Source organism: Enterococcus sp. VV15 (assembly GCF_005236045.1).
GTDB classification, from domain to species: domain Bacteria; phylum Bacillota; class Bacilli; order Lactobacillales; family Enterococcaceae; genus Enterococcus_B; species Enterococcus_B durans.
Genome location: NZ_QPTY01000003.1, coordinates 1 through 17,621 on the forward strand (window position 1 = coordinate 1; position 17,621 = coordinate 17,621).

Consider the following 17,621-nt stretch of genomic DNA (forward strand, 5'->3'; position numbering starts at 1 on the left):
CCGAACACAGAAGTTAAGCTTCTTAGCGCCGATCGTAGTGAGGGGTTGCCCCTTGTGAGAGTAGGACGTCGCCACGCAAATGGTAAAAGCAGATGAACTTTGTTCATCTGCTTTTTTGTACGTTTTTTTGATTAGAGAAAAAAACGATGGGAACAAATTTTCGGTTTTAGATGAAAAAAATAAAGGAAAATGGTATGATAAATAGGATATATAGCTCGAAATATCACTAGTTTTATTAAATAGAAAAAATGAAAAATGCTCTAGAGGAGCTTACTTTGATCAAAAAGGAGGATTTTCGATGATTCAATTCATTCACGCAGCTGATTTACATATGGACCGTTCATTTGAGGGATTAGTAAATTTGGATAAGCGAGTACAGGAAAGGTTATTAATAGCTAATTTAAATGTTTTATCAAACATTGTGGATGAAGCAATAAAACATGCGGTTGATTTTGTTTTATTGGCTGGAGATAGCTTTCATCAACCTCGTCCTTCATTGAAAATCCAAAAACATTTCGTTGACCAAATGGAACGCTTGAACCAAAGTAATATTGATGTATATATGATATTTGGGAATCACGATTATTACCAACAGGAAAGGTATTGGTTTAAATTCCCTGACAACGTGCATCTCTTTACTTCAGAGAGTGTTGAAACTAAAAAGTTGATCAGTAAATCAAAAGAAGAAATAGCAATCAGCGGATTCAGCTATCTTCATCAGTGGATCCATCAGAATAAAGTAGTGGATTTTCCATTGAGGGATTCAGTAGACTATCATATAGGGATGTATCATGGGGAAATAGGAGCAAATGAAAAAGGAAATTATGCTCCTTTTCATGTTTCACAAATGCAGGATAAAGGCTATGACTATTGGGCATTGGGACATATCCATGTGCCTATGGACTTAAATGAGCATGGAACGATCAATTATCCTGGAGCACCTCAAGGACATACACAAAAAGAAACGAGTGCGCGCTCAATTTTACTTGTGGGATTAGACCAAGGGAGAAGTCAAATCGAAACGCTCGAAGTGGCAGAAGTTTATTGGGAAGAGAAAACGATCTCTTTGAAATTGGCGAAAACTACCCAAGACATTTTGAGTATCTTCAAAACGCAACTTGAAACAACTTCCACAAAACTGTCTTTGCTAGATATCAAAGTGGTTGATTACACTCATTTGAGCCATGAAGTCATCGAAAGAATCCAATCAGGAGAACTATTGGACTACTTAACAGATAAATTGTCTGCTAATCTGATAAATATCTATGTATGGCGTATTACTATTGTGAATGAAGAATCGCCGAATCGAGTTTCTTTATCGGTGTCAGAAGATTTATTGGAACAACTATTTGAGACATATCATTCACCTGAGATTTTTCAACAAATCTTAAATGAAATGTACAGTCATTCAGAAGCTCTTCGATTAATCCATGATATACCAAACTATCAGGAGCAAACATTAAATAGAGCAAAAGAATTACTCGTTCGAGATTTTGTGTTCGAGGAGGATAAAGAATGAGAATCTTAAGAATAGAAATTGCTGCTTTTGGCAAGTGGCGACAAAAAAGCTTTGACTTTACTTCTGGTAATCAGTTGATTTATGGGGAGAATGAGGCTGGTAAATCAACAATCTACCAATTTATTCAAGCCATCTTATTTGGCTTTCCTTCAAAGGGAAAGAAGAAAAAGGATTACACACCTAAAGATGGATCCGCTTATGGAGGAAAGCTTTGGCTTGAACATCCTGTTTATGGAGAGATCATGGTTGAACGCTACAAGCAACAAAATCGAGGCAAAGCTAAGGTACGTTTTAATGAGCAGGTAGGCAGTGATGAATTATTAGAAAAATTGATCACGCCTTTAACAAAGGAACTCTTTCAACAGGTTTTTACTTTCCAACAAGAACAGCTGACCGAGCTGGAATACTTGAGAGAAAAGGAATTACATGATGCTTTGATTTCTTTAGGTATTACTGGTAGCTCACAAGTTTTCCAAAAAAGACAGGATTATTTTCAAGAAGCCCAGCAGCTATTTAAAAAAAAGGGGCAAAAATTGCTCATTAACCAGAAATTGAATGAATGGAAGTTGTTGCAAGAAAAAGTTCAACAAAAACAAAATCAAGAAGCTTATTTCAGTCAGTTAGTGCAACAAGAACAAAGTTATAGTCAAGAACAAACAGTATTACAAGAAAAACTTCAAAAAATAAATGAAAAAATCAGTCAGATCAAACAGCAAGAACTTAATTATCCTTTATATGAAGAATGGCAAACTTTAAAAAGCAAGTCATTATCAGAAGTTCCAGAAGAAAAATTATTAATAGACCTCGAGGATTTTTCTAAACGGTATCAACAGATGACGGAGCGCCTAGATGAATTAGAAACGACTCTCGAAAAACATAGTGGCATGGATCAACAATCTGCTCGCTATTATTTTTATTTAGAAAATGAAGAAACATTAAAAGAAATACTAAAGCAACAAAATCAAGTGGAACAATCTCTCAAAGAGTGGGAAAGACTTCAAATAGAAGAAAGAGAGACAGAATCTGAACTGAAAATTTTAGAGCAACGTTGGCACTGGTTGAGGCAGCAAGCACCAAAAGAATTCTTTTATACTGAAGAATGGCAGCAACTGTTAACGGAGCACCGATCATTAAGTGAAAAAATGAATCAATTGTCTATCCGCTCTGAGATCGTAGAAGAACAGCAACTAGCACTTGAAACGGAAATAAATAAAATAGAAGAAGAGCATCCAGAATTGATAAATAGCCAACCGGTAAGTAGTCAGCCGAAGATGAACCTAAAGTTAATTGTCATTTCAGCGATAATTATAGTGATTGCGTTTTTTATTCCCATGCCTTGGAAGCTCGTGCCGTTCTTATTTGTAGTAGGGAACGTGGCTTATTATTTGTACAAGCAAAGAGAAACAGAACAAAAGAGCAATCTAGCTGAAGTTAAAGGAATGTGGCAAGAAAAACTGGGGCAATTAGACAGTGTACTTGCTCAAATAGAAGAACTTAACCAGAAGAATAAAAAATGCTTCACTGAACAGCAAGTATTCGAAAAAAAAATAGGAGAGTTTTCTTCTAGGAATCACTTGGCACAGATGAATACATTTGAAGCGATGAGAACTTATGGGCAGGAAGTATCCGATTACCAAAGGTTACTGGAGCTATTTGAACAAAAACAGGTACGTGTAAAGGAAATCAAACAAAAGCTATTGCTAGTCGAAAGCAAATTGGAGATCGTGAAGGAATGGCTACCAATACATGATCGGCAGTTGACTGAAAAAATGGGATTACTTGCTCAGTTTGTCGAAGCGATGGAACAGTTGAAATTTGCGAGAAGTTATCAGCAAAATACATTATTGAAGCAAGAAATCAATCAGCTAAAAAAGAAACAGAAAACATTGTTGGCTGAGTATAACGGACAATTACAAAAAGCTGGACTTATGTATCCATCAGAAGTACCTGTGTATCTGCAAAAGGCAAAACAAACAAAAACTCATCTTAAGCGATTGACTGAATTAACGGAAATGCTAACGTCGCTTTTCCCAAAGAGCAAGACAAGAGAACAATTGAGCCAAGAATTGCATACGTATCAGCAAGAACAGTACCGCTATCAATTAGAGGAAAAAGAAATCATCGAAAAACGCCAACGCTTGAAAATACAAGTAGAGGAACTTCAAAGAGATGGGACGCTAGACGAGTTATACCAAGAAGCTAGTTTAGTAAAATCACAATTGGAACAGTTATTCGAAGAGTGGGGCGGCTTAGCGATTGCAGCGACATTTTTAGGTGATCTTTCAACCGAAATGAGTGAACGGCAACTTCCTCAGCTATTAAAAATTGCAGGTGATTATTTAGGGATATTGACTAAAGAACATTATCACGAAATTTTATTACAAAATGACACATTGACATTAACAGATGGTAGTACGGAGTATCCAATTTATGAGCTATCAACGGGCACGAAAGATCAGCTGATCATGGCTATGCGATTTGCTTATCTATCATTAGAAGCTAAGCGTTCCATTTGTCCGATCATTATAGATGATGGTTGGTTGCATTACGATCATCAGCGGAAGTACCAATTGGCAAAACTTTTAGCCGAATTTGGGAAAAAGTATCAGGTAATTTGTTTTTCTTCTGACAAAGAAATGGTAAGCTATTATCAAGAGCTAAAACAAGCTGTAAATATACTAGAAGGAGCAAATAATGAAAAAAATTCGTGAATTAGTTATTGATGAACAGTTTGAACTGTTTGTTCTAATAAAAAATGCTGATGTTAGAATCGCAAAAAACGGGAAAAAATTTATCGCATTTACTTTTCAAGATACATCGGGAACAATTGACGGAAAATATTGGGATGCCTCCGAAGATGAAATAAAGAAATTTACTGCTGGGACAGTGGTGTTCCTTAATGGCAAAAGAGAAGTTTATCAAGGAAACCCTCAGGTGAAAATTTTACGCATGCGTTTAACGAAAATCGATGAACCAAGCGAGCCAAGTCTTTATATGGAACGAGCACCAATGAAAAAAGAAGCAATGGAAGAAGAAATCAATCAATTATTGTTTGAAATCACAAATGCGCACTGGAATCGAATTGTTCGTCATTTACTCAACAAGTACCAAAAACAATTTTTTGAGTTTCCGGCAGCTAAACGAAACCACCATGCATTCGCTAGTGGGCTAGCTTATCATACACTGACCATGCTTCACTTAGGCAAATCCATTGCAGATGAGTATCCGGAATTGAATCGAGCACTATTATATGCAGGAATCATTTTGCATGATCTTGGAAAGGTTATTGAACTATCAGGGCCAATGAGTACAGAATATACGTTGGCTGGTAACCTTGTAGGCCATTTGGTATTAGTGGACGAGGAAATTACAAAGGCTTGTGTGGCATTGAAAATCAATGAGGCCGATGAAGATGTTTTAGTTTTGCGACATATGGTGTTGGCTCATCATGGGTTACTAGAATATGGATCGCCAGTAAGACCTCGGATAATGGAGGCAGAAGTTCTACATCAAATTGATAACATCGATGCTTCAATGCAAATGATGCTGACTTCTATACGACAAACAGAGCCAGGTAAATACACAGATCGTATTTTTGGGATGGACAATCGTAGTTTTTATGTACCTAAAGATATATAAATAGAAAGTTCGTAGTCAACTTTGCGGGAATAAAAGGACCACCAAGAGTTAGATTTTTGATTTAACTCTTGGTGGTCCTTTTAGCATGATAGGTACTTTTATTTCGTCTTAAACATTTTTTTATTGTAAAACAAGTATGTGTATGATTATACTTATTTAGAGAATCATTCAGTTGGGGCGTGGGACGATTGGAACAAGTTACTCAAAGTTTTGATGATCGGAAAAAGCTATTATTGATTTTGTTACTAGGATTATTGTTTGCCCTTTGTTTGCTATACACGGCGTATAAAATCAGAAATCATTCAAAAATCGGACTGATTGCATTGACAACGATAGGGATATTTCTAGGAATCGTAATGACTTTTTCACTCATCGTTACTGTAATGTTAGGAATCAATTGGTAAAAAGAGGTCGAGACAAAAATCGTTTAGGTTTGAAAAATTGGAGAAAAAAACGAACAATACGTTTTTTGTATTGTTCGTTTCTTTTTTTTGAAATTTCCAAAAAGATTGACTTTTGAACGCTGTTTACTTGAGAGTTTGTAGCAAACCTGATGTTTAGATTTGTCCCACATGCCCTTTGTTTATTTGCTTGATGATTCTGTAGTGCTTTCTTCAGTATCCGAAGCTTTTGTTGATTCAGTTTCTTTTGTTTCAGAAGATTTAGTTGATTCTTTTTCTGAATCGGAAGTGCTCTTGCTACTTGACTCTGTAGTAAATGCACTTAGGACATTTTTGAAGGAATCATCTTTCACTTTAACATTCGCTGCTTTTAATTCTTCTGAAATGACTTTTGTTTGGAAATCTTGGTCATTCAGTTTTGTATCAGTAGCGATTTGTTTTACTTCATCTTTGTACTTGTCCATATCATTGCCTTTATTTTGGTTTTTCACCATTTTTACTACATAGTAATCAGTTGAGTAGGTACTTGCATTTGTAGCAGTGATGACATCAGATACTTCGCCATCTTTCAGTTTAAATGCAGCTTCTTGTACTTCTGTAGGAACAGTCTTGCTTTGAGAATCAAACTTGACTTTTCCACCGTCTTCTTTTGTTGTTGTGTCAGTTGATTTTTCTTTTGCTAATTTTGTAAAATCATCACCATTGTCAGCTGCTTTTTTTACATCTTTCGCATCATCTTCACTACCTAATTTAATGATTTGAGCTTCTACTTCAGGATGGAAAGATTTCCATGCAGTTTTCAAATCTTCGTCAGTCAGCTTGATATGATCCTTGATTCCAGCTTGTAAGACTAGATTATTTTTGATTGTTTGTTTGTAGCTGTCTTTTGTATAGCCAGCTGCTTCCAATTGAGATTCGAATGTATCTCCGTAGCTTTTTGCTTGTTTGTCATACTCGGCATTGACTTTTTTGTCAGATACTTTATCTTCATATTTGTTATTGAAAACCTTATAAATGATCATGTTTTGAACTAACTGTTGATTGGCAGAAGAAGTTTTTGCCTCATCATAAAAATCTGAAACAGTGATGGTTCCACCTTTCATTGTTGCAATATCTTTATCTGTACTACCTGAACAAGCTGCTAGTGCCAACACAGCCAACGCACTAGTTGCTGCTAAAATTATTTTATTTTTTTTCATTCAATTCTGCTCTCCTGTAATTTATTATTATTTTTACATATATAACTATACCACATAAAATTCTCAATAAAACCGTTCTTACGATAGTTTCAAATAAAATTCAAATTTTCATCACATTCACCATTTAAATTTTAAAAAATGATAAAATATGTCCCTTGATTATTAAAAAAACGTATTATTGTAAGTAGTTCGGAAGTTCTTGAGACAATTTTTCTACTTGTTCTTGGATTTGAGCAATCCTTGGTTCTGCTTGGAATTTAAAATTTTCAATATCCTTTTTCATAGCATTTTGGAAAGCAGGAATAACAGAATTTGCGGTTTCTTTTGTTTCTACTAAGGCATGCCTAAAATGATTAAGACTGTTATTTAATTCGTTCGTCAAAGCAGTTGCTTCGTCGACTTCAGTGATTAGTTTTTTTTTGGTCTCATTTCCACTTCTCGGTGCGAATAGTAGACCCGATGTTGCACCAACCGCTACGCCAAAGACAAGACCTTTGAGAAAATTTTTAATCATGGGTATTCACCTGCTTTTGGATGGCATTTTGGATACTAGCCAAGGTCTCATCTGTATAATCTTCTTGATGATTGCGAAAATGAATAGAGAAGTCATCTTTTTTACTATATCTAGGTACCAAGTGGATATGTGAATGAAAGACAGACTGATAAGCAAGTTCTCGATTATTGTTTAAGATATTTAGACCTTCCATTTCTGGGAAAGCTTTTTCGATTGCGCGAGCAATTTTAGGGATTCGTGAAAAAACATTTGCTGCTAATTCTTCATCATAGTCAAAAATATCTGAAACATGTTTCTTGGGAACAATAAGAGTATGACCTTTTGTTGTTTGAGAAATGTCTAAAAAGGCATATACTTTTTCATCTTCATAGACTTTATAGCTAGGAATTTCTTGATTGATAATTTTGCAAAAGATACAGTTTTCCATTTGAAACATCCTTTCCATTAGAAATAATTCTTTAGTTTAACTTTACCATAAGTTCAAAGGAATGTATGAAAAAAAATAAATTGACTCGATTTTCTTCGTGGTATAATAAAAGCAGTATACTTACGGAGGAAAATTTATGAGTTTAATATTAGAAAATGTCACGGGGGGCTACGGTCATCTAGCCGTTTTAAAAGATATCAGTTTCAGGGTGAATCCAGGTGAGATGGTGGGAATGATCGGGTTGAATGGTTCTGGGAAAAGTACAACGATCAAACACATTATCGGGCTTTTGGAACAAAAAAAGGGAACGATCTCAATCAACGATCTTACTTTGAAGAAAAATACGGAAGCTTATCGAAAGCAAATCGGTTATATTCCCGAAACCCCTTCTCTCTATGAAGAACTCACTTTAAGAGAGCATATTGAAATTACTGCGATGGCATATGATATTCCACTTGAAACTGCGATGAGAAGAGCGAAAAAATTATTGCATACCTTCCGCTTAGAGAATCGCTTAGAATGGTTTCCAGCTAACTTTTCAAAAGGAATGAAGCAAAAGGTAATGATTTTATGTGCTTTTTTAATTGAGCCTTCCTTATATATCATTGATGAACCTTTTTTAGGGTTAGACCCTTTGGCAATCAATGCGTTACTGGAATTGATGGTGGAAATGAAAAATGAAGGATCGGGCATCTTGATGTCCACACACATTTTAGCAACAGCAGAAAAATATTGTGATCGCTTTGTAGTCTTGCATAATGGAGAGATACGTGCGGATGGAACGTTGAACGATCTGCAAGAGGAATTTAAACTACCTGGTTCTTCGTTAGATGAAATCTATCTTTCTTTAACAAAGGAGCAGCAAGATGAATAATTTTTTTCAATTACGATTAGCGAAGCATCAGAAGAAAATGATGAAATATATGCGGTATGTCCTAAATGATCACTTTGTACTGATCTGTTTATTTCTAATCGGTGGGGTAGGTTTCTATTATTCTAATTGGTTAAAAACGCTAAATGCTCCTTTTCAATTAGGCGGAGTGATCCTTTCTGTATTTTGGCTTCTTTGCCTATATTTTGGAAAGTTTGCTTCTTTTACTCGTGCGGCTGATATTGTTTTTCTATTACCTAAAGAAGAAGAAATGCGCGGCTATTTACAGCAAGCCTTTCGCTATTCATGTATTTTTCCGTTCATCTTTTTAGGCTTGATCTGTGGTTTTTCTATGCCTTTACTCGTTGTTTCTACGGGGCGACCTTTTACAGTCTTCTTTTTTTATTTGATTATGCTCTGGTGTATGAAAAGTAGTCAGTTACAAATTAAAAGAGCAGAAGTGTTTCGGATCGACAACCGCCAGTTACTTGTGTGGAAAGGTGCATGGGCTGTGTCTAGCTTACTCATGCTCTTTTTCTCTTTGTACTGGATTTGGATAGGATTTGTAGGTGCAATCGCTCAAGCTGTTATCTATGGCTGGTTCTTATGGAAAAAAATGGATCGCCGTTTGGATTGGGAAAAAATGGTGCAGATCGAAGAACATCGTTTACATCAAATTTATCAATTCATCAATCTTTTTACGGATGTTCCAGAAATCACTTCCAAAGTTAAAAGAAGAAAGTACTTCGATTCTTTGTTAGAAAGAATCAGTAAAACACCAGCGAACACATATTATTACCTTTATATGAGAAGATTTGTTAGAGGAACTGATTTTAGTGGGCTTGTTTTTCGATTGACATTGATCGGTGGTATTCTGATAGCCAGTATGTCTGACATTTATTTTATCAGTGGTATCGGAGCATTATTCATTTACCTGATTGGATTTCAGCTTCTTCCTTTATACAATCAATTTCGCTATATGACACTCGTTAAACTATACCCAGTCCAAGAAGAGCAGAAGAAACGAGCGATTCAAAAATTATTATTAGGTGTACTTCTTGCAGTAGCAATTCTTTTTGGGTTGTTGGCTGCCATCGTCCTAAGCGGAGTAGAAAAGGTGATCCCTCTGATCATTTATCTAGTGGCTGCGGGACTGTTTGTTGGGCTGTATGCTCCCGCTAGACTCAAAAAAATGGATGACTGAAGAGATACAAGAATAAAAAACGGAAAAAAAGAGCGTGGACAAAAGTAAGAAATACTTTTGTCTCATTCTTTAAAAAAGAATAAACGGTGGGAGCAGAAGCAACTCATTCTTAAATAAGCCGAAATTCACAAAAATTTGAAAAGCAATTTTCGTGAATTTCGGCTTATTTCTCAGAGTTAAACACTTCTGTCCCAACCTCTTTTCGTTCTCTTTTTTTGATAAAAGATGGTTTTTTGAAGCTGAATGATGGAAAAAGAACGTATATGTGCTTGACGTTCGCGGCTTAGGCGACTAGAATAATAAGTACTGCAAAACATAGAGTTAAGAGGACGGGAGAATGCATGATGGAGTTTCAGTTAGACCAAGAATGGCGTTTACGCCCCATCAAAGGTGATACGGGAAAAACATACATAGGCATGCGTGATGAAGACAAGGTCTTTATTAAACGAAACACGACTCCAATGCTTGCTGCACTATCCCGAGAAGGAATCACGCCAAAGCTAGTATGGACAAAACGTACTGGGAATGGGGATACTTTAACAGCACAAGAATGGTTAGAAGGACGTTTATTGACACCCAATGAAATCGGGCAAAGAAATGACGTCATTGATGTATTGTATCATTTGCATCACTCAACATCATTGAAGACAATGCTGACACGTATTGGCGGTAAAGTAATGACTCCAGAAAAAATGTTGAAGCACTATGAATTAGATTTACCTGAGATGCTTAAAAACAATCAATTCTTACAAATTGTTCATCAGTTTTTACGTCAACAGCTTCCACATACGGATAAAGAAGATTTTGCAGTGGTACATGGAGATGTGAATCATCGTAACTGGTTAGTATGTAAAAATTATTTATATCTAGTTGACTGGGATTCAATCATGTTTGCGGATCCTGCGGTCGATCTCGCCACGATTTTAGGGAATTATGTACCGTTGTCTAATTGGAATCAGTGGCTTATCAGTTATGGCATCAGACCGACAGATGAAATACTTGAGAAATTGCATTGGTATGCTGCAATGAATCTGCTTCAAGAGATCACTAGATATTGTAAACGGGATGATCACCGGAGAATGAACGAAGAAATTCTACAGCTGAAGCGGGTATTCAGCGGTTGATAAAAGTCGTAAATACCGATGCATCACCAGAAAAAAACAAAAATAAAACATGTGTATTTTTAATTTGAGATCAGAAGAGTTTAACTTCACTTTATCTGATCTTTATTTTTTTAACTAAGAAAGGAATGGAAAGTTTCATGCGCGTACGAAATCGCCCAGGAGCTGCAGAAATGTTAGCAGCACACCCAGATCTTGTCATCAGTGAGCCTACCAAATGGAAAGGTAAATGGCACGAACTATTTGAAAATGATCAACCAATCCATATCGAGATTGGTATGGGAAAAGGACAATTCATCACAGGAATGGCAAAAGCACATCCAGAAATCAATTATATCGGGGTGGAGATGCAAGTGAGCGTTGTGTCGATCGCTTTAGACAAGCTTCTTGAAGAACCATTACCTAATTTGAAACTATTGCATGTCGATGGCTCAGCACTGACAGAGTATTTTGCAGATAGTGAAGTAGACCAAATCTACTTGAATTTCTCTGATCCATGGCCTAAAAAAAGACATGAAAAGCGTCGCTTGACCTACAAAACTTTTTTAGCTGTGGATGAACAGATTTTACGTCCTGAAGGGGAGATCCACTTTAAAACAGACAATCAAGGGTTATTTGAATATTCACTAGCAAGTTTTTCTCAATATGGAATGGTCATCAAGCAAGTATGGCTTGATCTGCACCAAAGTGATTTTGAAGGAAATATCATGACTGAATATGAAGAAAAATTTTCTTCAAGAGGACAAAGGATTTATCGAGTTGAAGCACAATTTATAGATAAAACAAAATAAGTTGAAGTATCGTTTATCATGATTTAGCGTTACTGAAAAATATAAAGAGGTCGAGACAAAAGTCGTTTAGGTTTGAGAAATTGGAGAGAAAAGAGGCTGGGGCAGAAGTGTTTAACTCTGAGAATTTCGGCTTATTTCCGAAAAAGTTGCTTCTGTTCCCACCGTTTATTCGTTTTTAAAGAATGGGACAAAAGTGTTTCTTACTTTTGTCCCACGTTTTTTTTTTTTTGAAATTTCCGAAAAAACTGATTTTTGGACGTCGTTTATTCGAGAGTCTGTAGCAAACCTGATTTTTAGATTTGTCCTACATTCTTTGTATTTTCAATTTTTATTTATTAAGTACCTAGAAAAGTAGATTATCCTTTTTCGATCGAAGGTTCGATCAAATTGAATTTAGAAAAGGAGAACAACCCTTTATCAGTGATTTTTAACTCAGGAATGACAGACAAAGTTAAAAAAGAAAGAGTCAAAAAGGGATCGAAGGCTTGACTTGCTCCTAGTTTATAGGCTTCTTTGGTTAGAGAAACCAACTGCGTGTTCACCTCTAAAAAAGGAGCTTGGGACATTAGGCCGCCAATTGGTAATGGGAGGAAAGCTAATTCTTTTTCAGCTTTGACAGCAATCATTCCTCCCCCTTTTTTGATCAACTGGTTTGCCGCATAGAGCATATCCTCATCGTTCGTTCCTACAACAACGATATTGTGGGAGTCATGAGCGACTGTCGTTGCAAGCGCACCGTCTTTCAATTGGAATCCTTTGACGATACCGACACCGATATTTCCTGTTTGATGGTGGCGTTCAATAACTGCGATCTTTAACCAATCATTTTCGATCGAAGGTTCAAAGAATCCGTCTTTTACAGAAACCTTTTCTATCAAATCATTCGTCAATAAGCTGTTGGGAATGATTTCAATCACATGTGCTTGCTCTGAGTGTATCGGTAGAGCAATAGAGGTGTTAGATAAGGGTTTGACATTCATTGCTGGTAAGTTATCTGTAAATGGATTTGGTTGTGTGGGAAATCTATCTTGGATTATCTCGCCTTGTTTCACTACTAAATTTCCTTGGATGAAGACATCAACGATCGGTAAAGTAGTTAAATCATCGGTTAAGAAGAAATCAGCTTGATATCCAGGAGCAATCGCCCCTAAATGGTCAAGTCCAAAGCATTCTGCTGCATTTAAAGTAGCCATCTGGATAGCTTGTAGTGGGTCCATTCCCAATTGGACCGCCTGCCGAATAATATGATCGATTGATCCTTCAGAAACGAGATCGTCAATCAATTTATCGTCAGTGACAAATAAGCAGCGACGTGAATTTTCGGGAGTGATTGCTGGATATAATGCGTGAAGATCTTTTGCAACGGTTCCTTCACGAATCATCAAATACATGCCTAATGCTAGACGTTCTCTTGCTTCTTCAGCAGTTGTTGCCTCATGGTCTGTACGGATTCCAGCTGCCAAGTAAACGTTTAGATCGTCTCTGTTTATACCAGCAGCATGACCATCGATTTTTTTATTTTTATTCTTCATTAATCGTAATTTATCGATAATTGTTGCCTCGTTCGTTGCGACTGCTTGATAATTCATGACTTCTGCAAGTCCGAGGACTTCCGGCCGTTCCAGAAATGGGATAAATGAAGCAGCATCGAGAGTCGCTCCATTTGTTTCAAATGGTGTGACTGGGACGCAAGAAGGCAACATGACAAATATATTCATCGGAACACTTCTAGCATCATCAATCATAAAATCAAGGCCTGTACTTCCAGCAACATTTCCAATTTCATGAGGATCAGTAATCACGGAAGTAACCCCGTGGATCAGTGAAACTTTCGCGAATTCTTTTGGTGACAATAAGGAACTTTCAATGTGTACATGGCCGTCGATTAGACCTGGTACCAGATATTTATTTTTCGCATCATAAATTTGTTTTCCCTCGTAGTCTCCTACTCCAACAATCACCCCATCACAGATAGCAACATCAGCCTCCATGACTTCTTTTGTAAAAACATTGATAATTTTTGCGTTTTTGATGACTAGATCTGCGAGTTGTTTTTTTCCAGCAATTAAAATATGTTTTTCGAGTAATGAATCCACTTTAGACCCTCCAAAATAAATTTTTACTAGTATAACATAAATTCGGATTTTGCCAATGATTTTTAAAAGAATAATTCAGAATACAAATAAAATTTGGAAAAAGACGTATGTTTTTTATGGAGGGAAGCGAATGGACATAAAAGTTTTTTCGAATGAACTAATCAAAGAGAGTTTTGAAAAGAATGTACAAGATATCTATATTTTACCAAGTGGATCAGGGTTTACTATTTATTATCGATATAGTAAAAAGCGAACATTTCAACAAGAAGTATCTTTTGAGTTAGGACAACAATTGATTTCTCGATTTAAGTATTTAGGAGAAATGGATATTGGTGAAAAGCGAAAATCACAACTAGGTTCGTTGACTTATCCGTTGGAAGAAAGACAAATTAGATTACGTTTGTCTTCGGTGGGTGATTATTTACAAAGAGAAAGCTTAGTTATTCGTTTATTGTACGATTTGTCAGCAAAGCATTTTCGTTGTTTTTGCCCAAGTGATTTCAAAATGATCGATACTTATACGAAAGAAAGAGGTCTCTATTTATTCAGTGGTCCTGTTGGTTCAGGAAAAACATCCTTGATGTATTATTTAGCACGTGAAACGACCCTCCAAGTCATTACAATTGAGGACCCAGTAGAAATCGAAGAACCATTATTTCTGCAATTACAAGTTAACAATAAAATCGACCAAACGTATGAACAACTCCTGAAACTTTCATTGCGGCACCGTCCGGACTTATTGATCATAGGGGAGATAAGGGATAAACAAACAGCGGATACTGCGGTGAGAGCAGCATTGACTGGACATCGTGTCTATGCTACTGTACACGCCCGTTGTCTAGAGGGAGTAGAAGCCAGGATGACTGAATTGATGGGAAAGAACCAAGATTTATTTGAATGTTTAGCAGGAGTGATCTATCAAGAAATTTTGTTGGATCAATTTCAATCGGCAGCAGTTTTGTGGGCCTATGATTTCTCATATAGTGGATTTGTAAAGAAGAGGTGGGAAGAAAGTCGTGAAGAGGCAAAAAAAGCGTGTTGGCAGACCACAACGTTTTAAAAAAATGCCTATCAAAGAACAAGCAAAATATATTCAATTGATGGGAGAATTACTCTTGAATGGATTCAGTATCCAAGAGGCAATAACGATCCTCTTAAAAATCCAAGCAATAACCAAGATCCATTTACAAAATGCACAGCGGTTGCTACAGGAAGGACATCCATTTTATGATGTATTGCAACAAATGGGATTCAGCTCTGAAAAATTAGTGCAAGTCGAGTTAGCAGAGATGCATGGGAATTTAATTGAAACATTGAAAGGAATAGCTGAACAATTTCGATTGGTTGAAGAATTTCGTAAAGAATTGAAAAAAATGATCAGTTATCCCTGTCTATTATTGTTTTTTTTACTGGGAATACTTGCTGCTTTACGGCAAATGGTTTTGCCACAACTCCTTGCTACGGATATGGTCGCAGCTTCTCATTGGGGGATAGTATTTCTAAAAACTTTCCATTGGTATTTGCTTGGAGCATTTTTGGTCGGGGGACTTCTACTGATTTTTATTCAGGTTCGATTGACTAAAATGGATGTTATACAAAAATATACTTGGTTTAGTCAACTAGTATTTTTCGGGCGAATGTTCTCACTCTATCAATCTTCTTATATTGCTCTTGAATTAGGAAAATTATTCTATGAAGGATTAGAATTACGTCAAATCATTTATTGTTTGAAGGAAACAAGACAAGGAAGTTTGATCCAATTACTGGCTTTTCGACTAACTAAAGGACTTGAATCAGGGATTCCTTTGGCTGAACAATTTCAAAGTTATACATTCTTTACCGAAGATTTTAGTCAAATTATTTTACAAGGTGAAGCAAAGGGACAACTTGGAAAGGAGTTATTATTTTATAGCTCATTGACCAGACGGCATTTTTTTCAAAAGATCAATCGAATACTCCATTGGATACAACCACTGTTTTTTTTCGGGATCGCTGGTTTGATCCTACTGATTTATGCTGCAATTCTACTGCCTGTATATGGAAACATCGAGGAGGTTTTATTATGAGCGTGACCAAGAAAAAAAGACTTTTTCTTAATCGGGAACTTGTCAGTTTCACACTGATAGAAATGCTTATTGTGTTACTGGTGATCAGTGCTTTAGTTTTGTTATTTATTCCTAATATTTCGAGGTATCGGGATCATGTAAATAAAGAAGGAAGGGCGGCTGTGCTTCAATTGATCGATGCACAAAAGGAGCTATACTCGTTACAAAATAACGGAAAGGTTCCTACGATAGCTGAGTTATTGAAAGAAGGGTACATCAAACAAGAACATGCAGATGCTTATAATAAAAAGTAAGAATGACCCGCCTGGGCATACATTACTAGAAACTCTACTTGTTCTATTCATTATATCAACTCTGTTTATCTTTCCATTCGTTTCTATTTCATCGTGGCAAACACGATTAGCTGCCTATCAGTTCTTTGATCAATTTGAAAGAAGAATTTATGCCACACAAAAAGCAGCAATTGTTAACCAGGAAAACACAACGATCGCCTATGATAACAAACAAGCTCAGATTATTTTTACAGTTCCGCAGCAAATGAGCAGTTGGTCAATGTTGAAGATACCCAAAGAAATTGAAGTGAGAAGGGCCTCAACAATTATATTTGCTGCAAAAACTGGAAACGAAAGTTCCTTAAACGTGTATCAGTTTTACTGGAAGAAAGAAAAACAGTTGATCAGCTATCAATTCCAAATGGGAAGTGGTCATTATCTTAAAAAAGTCGAATAAAAGTGGTTTTGTATTATTAGAAACGCTGATGGCGTTAACAGTCACAGTTGCCTGTATCTATTTGGTAAGTTCAAGCAATCGATTTTTATTACAGTTAGACAAGCAGAACAATCGAAGAGTTTTGCTAGTACGTAGATTATATGAAGATGTCAAAACTTTTCGGAAACATCAACAGTTACCTAGTAGGACAATCGTTGAACCGAAAAGTAAAACAGTGATTGAGTCAAAACAAAATGAGATACAACAAGTGAAAATCACGCAGGAGGAGGATACCATTGAGATCCTCCAAAAATAAACCTACCTTTACACTGATCGAATGTCTGGTTTCATTAGTTGTTTTAAGCAGTATCTTCCTATCGATGATTTTGTTGATCAATCAAGCAAATCAAGTAAATAAGTATTTACAAAGAAAAGACCAAAAAGAATGGTTGATTTTTTTAGTGCAGTTTGAAGAAGAAATAAAACATGGTGAAAATATCCTAGTCAAAGATAATCGTGTCTATTATGAAATCTCCGATAAAGCTTATTATATCGAGCAATACAAAAATATGATACGCAAACGAGGTCGAAATGGAGGCCATCAACCCATGCTGACAGCTGTCAATACATGGATCGTAAAAGAAAATGAGACAACAGTGACTTTTTTAATATCTTTTGAAAATGGGGAGGAGTATGAAGGAGTTTGGACAAAAAGTAAAAATGGAACGGCATAATCAAGCGAATATCTTAATAACCACACTTTTGATTTTCTTAGTGTGTAGTTCCTTGATGTTAGTTATTTTAGAAAATTATCGGCTCACTATCGACATCAATCAGCGAACTGAGAAATATTATATAGCCAAAATAATGAAACAATTAGCATTATCAAGAATCACCAATGAAAAAGTAAAGGGAAAATATCAATATTCTACTGGTATCGTTTTGTACACTCAACAAAATAACGAAGTAGAGTTCCACATTGAAGTTCTACCATATACCTTCAAATTTACGGAAAAGTTAAATAATGGTACAGATTGTGATACAGTTTGTGACTAAATTTATGAA

Annotated in this window: 19 protein-coding genes and 1 rRNA gene; 16 read left to right on the plus strand and 4 right to left on the minus strand. The window is 36.1% G+C overall.

From position 1 onward, the window contains the following. The 5 genes from rrf to DVW83_RS01850 form a co-directional block, all read left to right on the plus strand. Window positions 1-77: ribosomal RNA gene (gene rrf / locus DVW83_RS16055) — 5S ribosomal RNA — on the plus strand; the annotation flags it as partial. Window positions 78-298: 221 nt separating this feature from the next. Beyond that, window positions 299-1,519, plus strand: coding sequence for a DNA repair exonuclease (locus DVW83_RS01835; RefSeq protein WP_104662029.1), 1,221 nt, complete (start codon window positions 299-301; stop codon window positions 1,517-1,519). Next, window positions 1,516-4,230, plus strand: a complete 2,715-nt coding sequence (locus DVW83_RS01840) for an ATP-binding protein (protein ID WP_104662030.1) — start codon at window positions 1,516-1,518, stop codon at window positions 4,228-4,230. Before DVW83_RS01835 ends, DVW83_RS01840 begins: the two co-directional genes overlap by 4 nt. Then, window positions 4,214-5,158: a 3'-5' exoribonuclease YhaM family protein gene (locus DVW83_RS01845; protein ID WP_104662031.1), complete on the plus strand. Its 945-nt coding sequence runs from the start codon at window positions 4,214-4,216 to the stop codon at window positions 5,156-5,158. The genes DVW83_RS01840 and DVW83_RS01845 overlap by 17 nt, the downstream gene beginning before the upstream one ends. 179 nt (window positions 5,159-5,337) lie before the next feature. Then, complete coding sequence (locus tag DVW83_RS01850; RefSeq protein ID WP_224784436.1) at window positions 5,338-5,562, plus strand: hypothetical protein; 225 nt, start codon at window positions 5,338-5,340, stop codon at window positions 5,560-5,562. Between the two features lie 179 nt (window positions 5,563-5,741). Here DVW83_RS01850 and DVW83_RS01855 read toward each other — a convergent pair whose 3' ends face one another. The 3 genes from DVW83_RS01855 to DVW83_RS01865 all read right to left on the minus strand — a co-directional run bounded on the left by DVW83_RS01855 (window position 5,742) and on the right by DVW83_RS01865 (window position 7,699). After that, window positions 5,742-6,758: a peptidylprolyl isomerase gene (locus DVW83_RS01855; protein ID WP_104661675.1), complete on the minus strand. Its 1,017-nt coding sequence runs from the start codon at window positions 6,756-6,758 to the stop codon at window positions 5,742-5,744. A gap of 175 nt (window positions 6,759-6,933) precedes the next feature. Next, complete coding sequence (locus tag DVW83_RS01860; RefSeq protein ID WP_104661676.1) at window positions 6,934-7,272, minus strand: YtxH domain-containing protein; 339 nt, start codon at window positions 7,270-7,272, stop codon at window positions 6,934-6,936. After that, the gene (locus DVW83_RS01865; RefSeq protein WP_104661677.1) at window positions 7,265-7,699 is read right to left on the minus strand and encodes an HIT family protein; all 435 of its coding nucleotides are present in this window, start codon (window positions 7,697-7,699) and stop codon (window positions 7,265-7,267) included. The genes DVW83_RS01860 and DVW83_RS01865 overlap by 8 nt, the downstream gene beginning before the upstream one ends. A gap of 136 nt (window positions 7,700-7,835) precedes the next feature. On the opposite strand from DVW83_RS01865, the gene DVW83_RS01870 reads away from it, so the two are divergent. The 4 genes from DVW83_RS01870 (at window position 7,836) to trmB (ending at window position 11,686) form a co-directional block, all read left to right on the plus strand. Continuing rightward, window positions 7,836-8,573, plus strand: coding sequence for an ABC transporter ATP-binding protein (locus DVW83_RS01870; RefSeq protein ID WP_104661678.1), 738 nt, complete (start codon window positions 7,836-7,838; stop codon window positions 8,571-8,573). Further along, window positions 8,566-9,774: an ABC transporter permease gene (locus tag DVW83_RS01875; RefSeq protein WP_104661679.1), complete on the plus strand. Its 1,209-nt coding sequence runs from the start codon at window positions 8,566-8,568 to the stop codon at window positions 9,772-9,774. The genes DVW83_RS01870 and DVW83_RS01875 overlap by 8 nt, the downstream gene beginning before the upstream one ends. A gap of 341 nt (window positions 9,775-10,115) precedes the next feature. Beyond that, window positions 10,116-10,898 (plus strand): phosphotransferase family protein, encoded by a 783-nt coding sequence (locus tag DVW83_RS01880; RefSeq protein WP_016176902.1) that lies wholly within the window; start codon window positions 10,116-10,118, stop codon window positions 10,896-10,898. Window positions 10,899-11,035: 137 nt separating this feature from the next. Beyond that, entirely contained in the window at window positions 11,036-11,686 is a 651-nt protein-coding gene (gene trmB / locus DVW83_RS01885; protein WP_137238934.1) for a tRNA (guanosine(46)-N7)-methyltransferase TrmB, read from the plus strand. Between the two features lie 356 nt (window positions 11,687-12,042). Here the strand turns inward: trmB and ade are convergent, their stop codons facing one another. Then, complete coding sequence (gene ade / locus DVW83_RS01890) at window positions 12,043-13,782, minus strand: adenine deaminase (RefSeq protein WP_224784437.1); 1,740 nt, start codon at window positions 13,780-13,782, stop codon at window positions 12,043-12,045. 130 nt (window positions 13,783-13,912) lie between these two features. Here ade and comGA point away from each other — a divergent pair, with 130 nt between their 5' ends. Genes comGA through comGG form a run of 7 tightly spaced genes read left to right on the plus strand, consistent with a single transcriptional unit; the run spans window position 13,913 to window position 17,612 of the window. Beyond that, window positions 13,913-14,842, plus strand: coding sequence for a competence type IV pilus ATPase ComGA (comGA, locus tag DVW83_RS01895; protein ID WP_104662019.1), 930 nt, complete (start codon window positions 13,913-13,915; stop codon window positions 14,840-14,842). Beyond that, entirely contained in the window at window positions 14,799-15,848 is a 1,050-nt protein-coding gene (gene comGB, locus DVW83_RS01900; protein WP_123863043.1) for a competence type IV pilus assembly protein ComGB, read from the plus strand. Before comGA ends, comGB begins: the two co-directional genes overlap by 44 nt. Next, entirely contained in the window at window positions 15,845-16,141 is a 297-nt protein-coding gene (comGC, locus tag DVW83_RS01905; protein ID WP_104662017.1) for a competence type IV pilus major pilin ComGC, read from the plus strand. Before comGB ends, comGC begins: the two co-directional genes overlap by 4 nt. Then, on the plus strand, window positions 16,122-16,577 hold the full coding sequence (comGD, locus tag DVW83_RS01910) for a competence type IV pilus minor pilin ComGD (RefSeq protein ID WP_258079043.1): 456 nt from the start codon (window positions 16,122-16,124) through the stop codon (window positions 16,575-16,577). Before comGC ends, comGD begins: the two co-directional genes overlap by 20 nt. 28 nt (window positions 16,578-16,605) lie before the next feature. Continuing rightward, on the plus strand, window positions 16,606-16,872 hold the full coding sequence (locus tag DVW83_RS01915; RefSeq protein ID WP_205820629.1) for a hypothetical protein: 267 nt from the start codon (window positions 16,606-16,608) through the stop codon (window positions 16,870-16,872). Further along, entirely contained in the window at window positions 16,853-17,290 is a 438-nt protein-coding gene (gene comGF / locus DVW83_RS01920; RefSeq protein ID WP_104662014.1) for a competence type IV pilus minor pilin ComGF, read from the plus strand. Before DVW83_RS01915 ends, comGF begins: the two co-directional genes overlap by 20 nt. After that, a complete protein-coding gene (gene comGG, locus DVW83_RS01925; protein WP_104662013.1) occupies window positions 17,250-17,612 on the plus strand; it encodes a competence type IV pilus minor pilin ComGG in 363 nt (120 codons plus the stop codon). Before comGF ends, comGG begins: the two co-directional genes overlap by 41 nt. Window positions 17,613-17,621: the final 9 nt, after the last annotated feature.

Bases quoted from the DNA above. Each gene is read 5' to 3' on its own strand.
- DVW83_RS01870 (WP_104661678.1), top strand. From the start codon at position 7,836: ATGAGTTTAATATTAGAAAATGTCACGGGGGGCTACGGTCATCTAGCC.
- DVW83_RS01880 (WP_016176902.1), top strand. From the start codon at position 10,116: ATGATGGAGTTTCAGTTAGACCAAGAATGGCGTTTACGCCCCATCAAA.
- DVW83_RS01860 (WP_104661676.1), bottom strand. From the start codon at position 7,272: ATGATTAAAAATTTTCTCAAAGGTCTTGTCTTTGGCGTAGCGGTTGGT.
- comGA (WP_104662019.1), top strand. From the start codon at position 13,913: ATGGACATAAAAGTTTTTTCGAATGAACTAATCAAAGAGAGTTTTGAA.
- DVW83_RS01915 (WP_205820629.1), top strand. From the start codon at position 16,606: ATGGCGTTAACAGTCACAGTTGCCTGTATCTATTTGGTAAGTTCAAGC.
- comGD (WP_258079043.1), top strand. From the start codon at position 16,122: ATGCTTATAATAAAAAGTAAGAATGACCCGCCTGGGCATACATTACTA.
- comGG (WP_104662013.1), top strand. From the start codon at position 17,250: ATGAAGGAGTTTGGACAAAAAGTAAAAATGGAACGGCATAATCAAGCG.
- DVW83_RS01845 (WP_104662031.1), top strand. From the start codon at position 4,214: ATGAAAAAAATTCGTGAATTAGTTATTGATGAACAGTTTGAACTGTTT.
- comGC (WP_104662017.1), top strand. From the start codon at position 15,845: ATGAGCGTGACCAAGAAAAAAAGACTTTTTCTTAATCGGGAACTTGTC.
- DVW83_RS01865 (WP_104661677.1), bottom strand. From the start codon at position 7,699: ATGGAAAACTGTATCTTTTGCAAAATTATCAATCAAGAAATTCCTAGC.
- DVW83_RS01840 (WP_104662030.1), top strand. From the start codon at position 1,516: ATGAGAATCTTAAGAATAGAAATTGCTGCTTTTGGCAAGTGGCGACAA.
- DVW83_RS01835 (WP_104662029.1), top strand. From the start codon at position 299: ATGATTCAATTCATTCACGCAGCTGATTTACATATGGACCGTTCATTT.
- trmB (WP_137238934.1), top strand. From the start codon at position 11,036: ATGCGCGTACGAAATCGCCCAGGAGCTGCAGAAATGTTAGCAGCACAC.
- DVW83_RS01875 (WP_104661679.1), top strand. From the start codon at position 8,566: ATGAATAATTTTTTTCAATTACGATTAGCGAAGCATCAGAAGAAAATG.
- DVW83_RS01855 (WP_104661675.1), bottom strand. From the start codon at position 6,758: ATGAAAAAAAATAAAATAATTTTAGCAGCAACTAGTGCGTTGGCTGTG.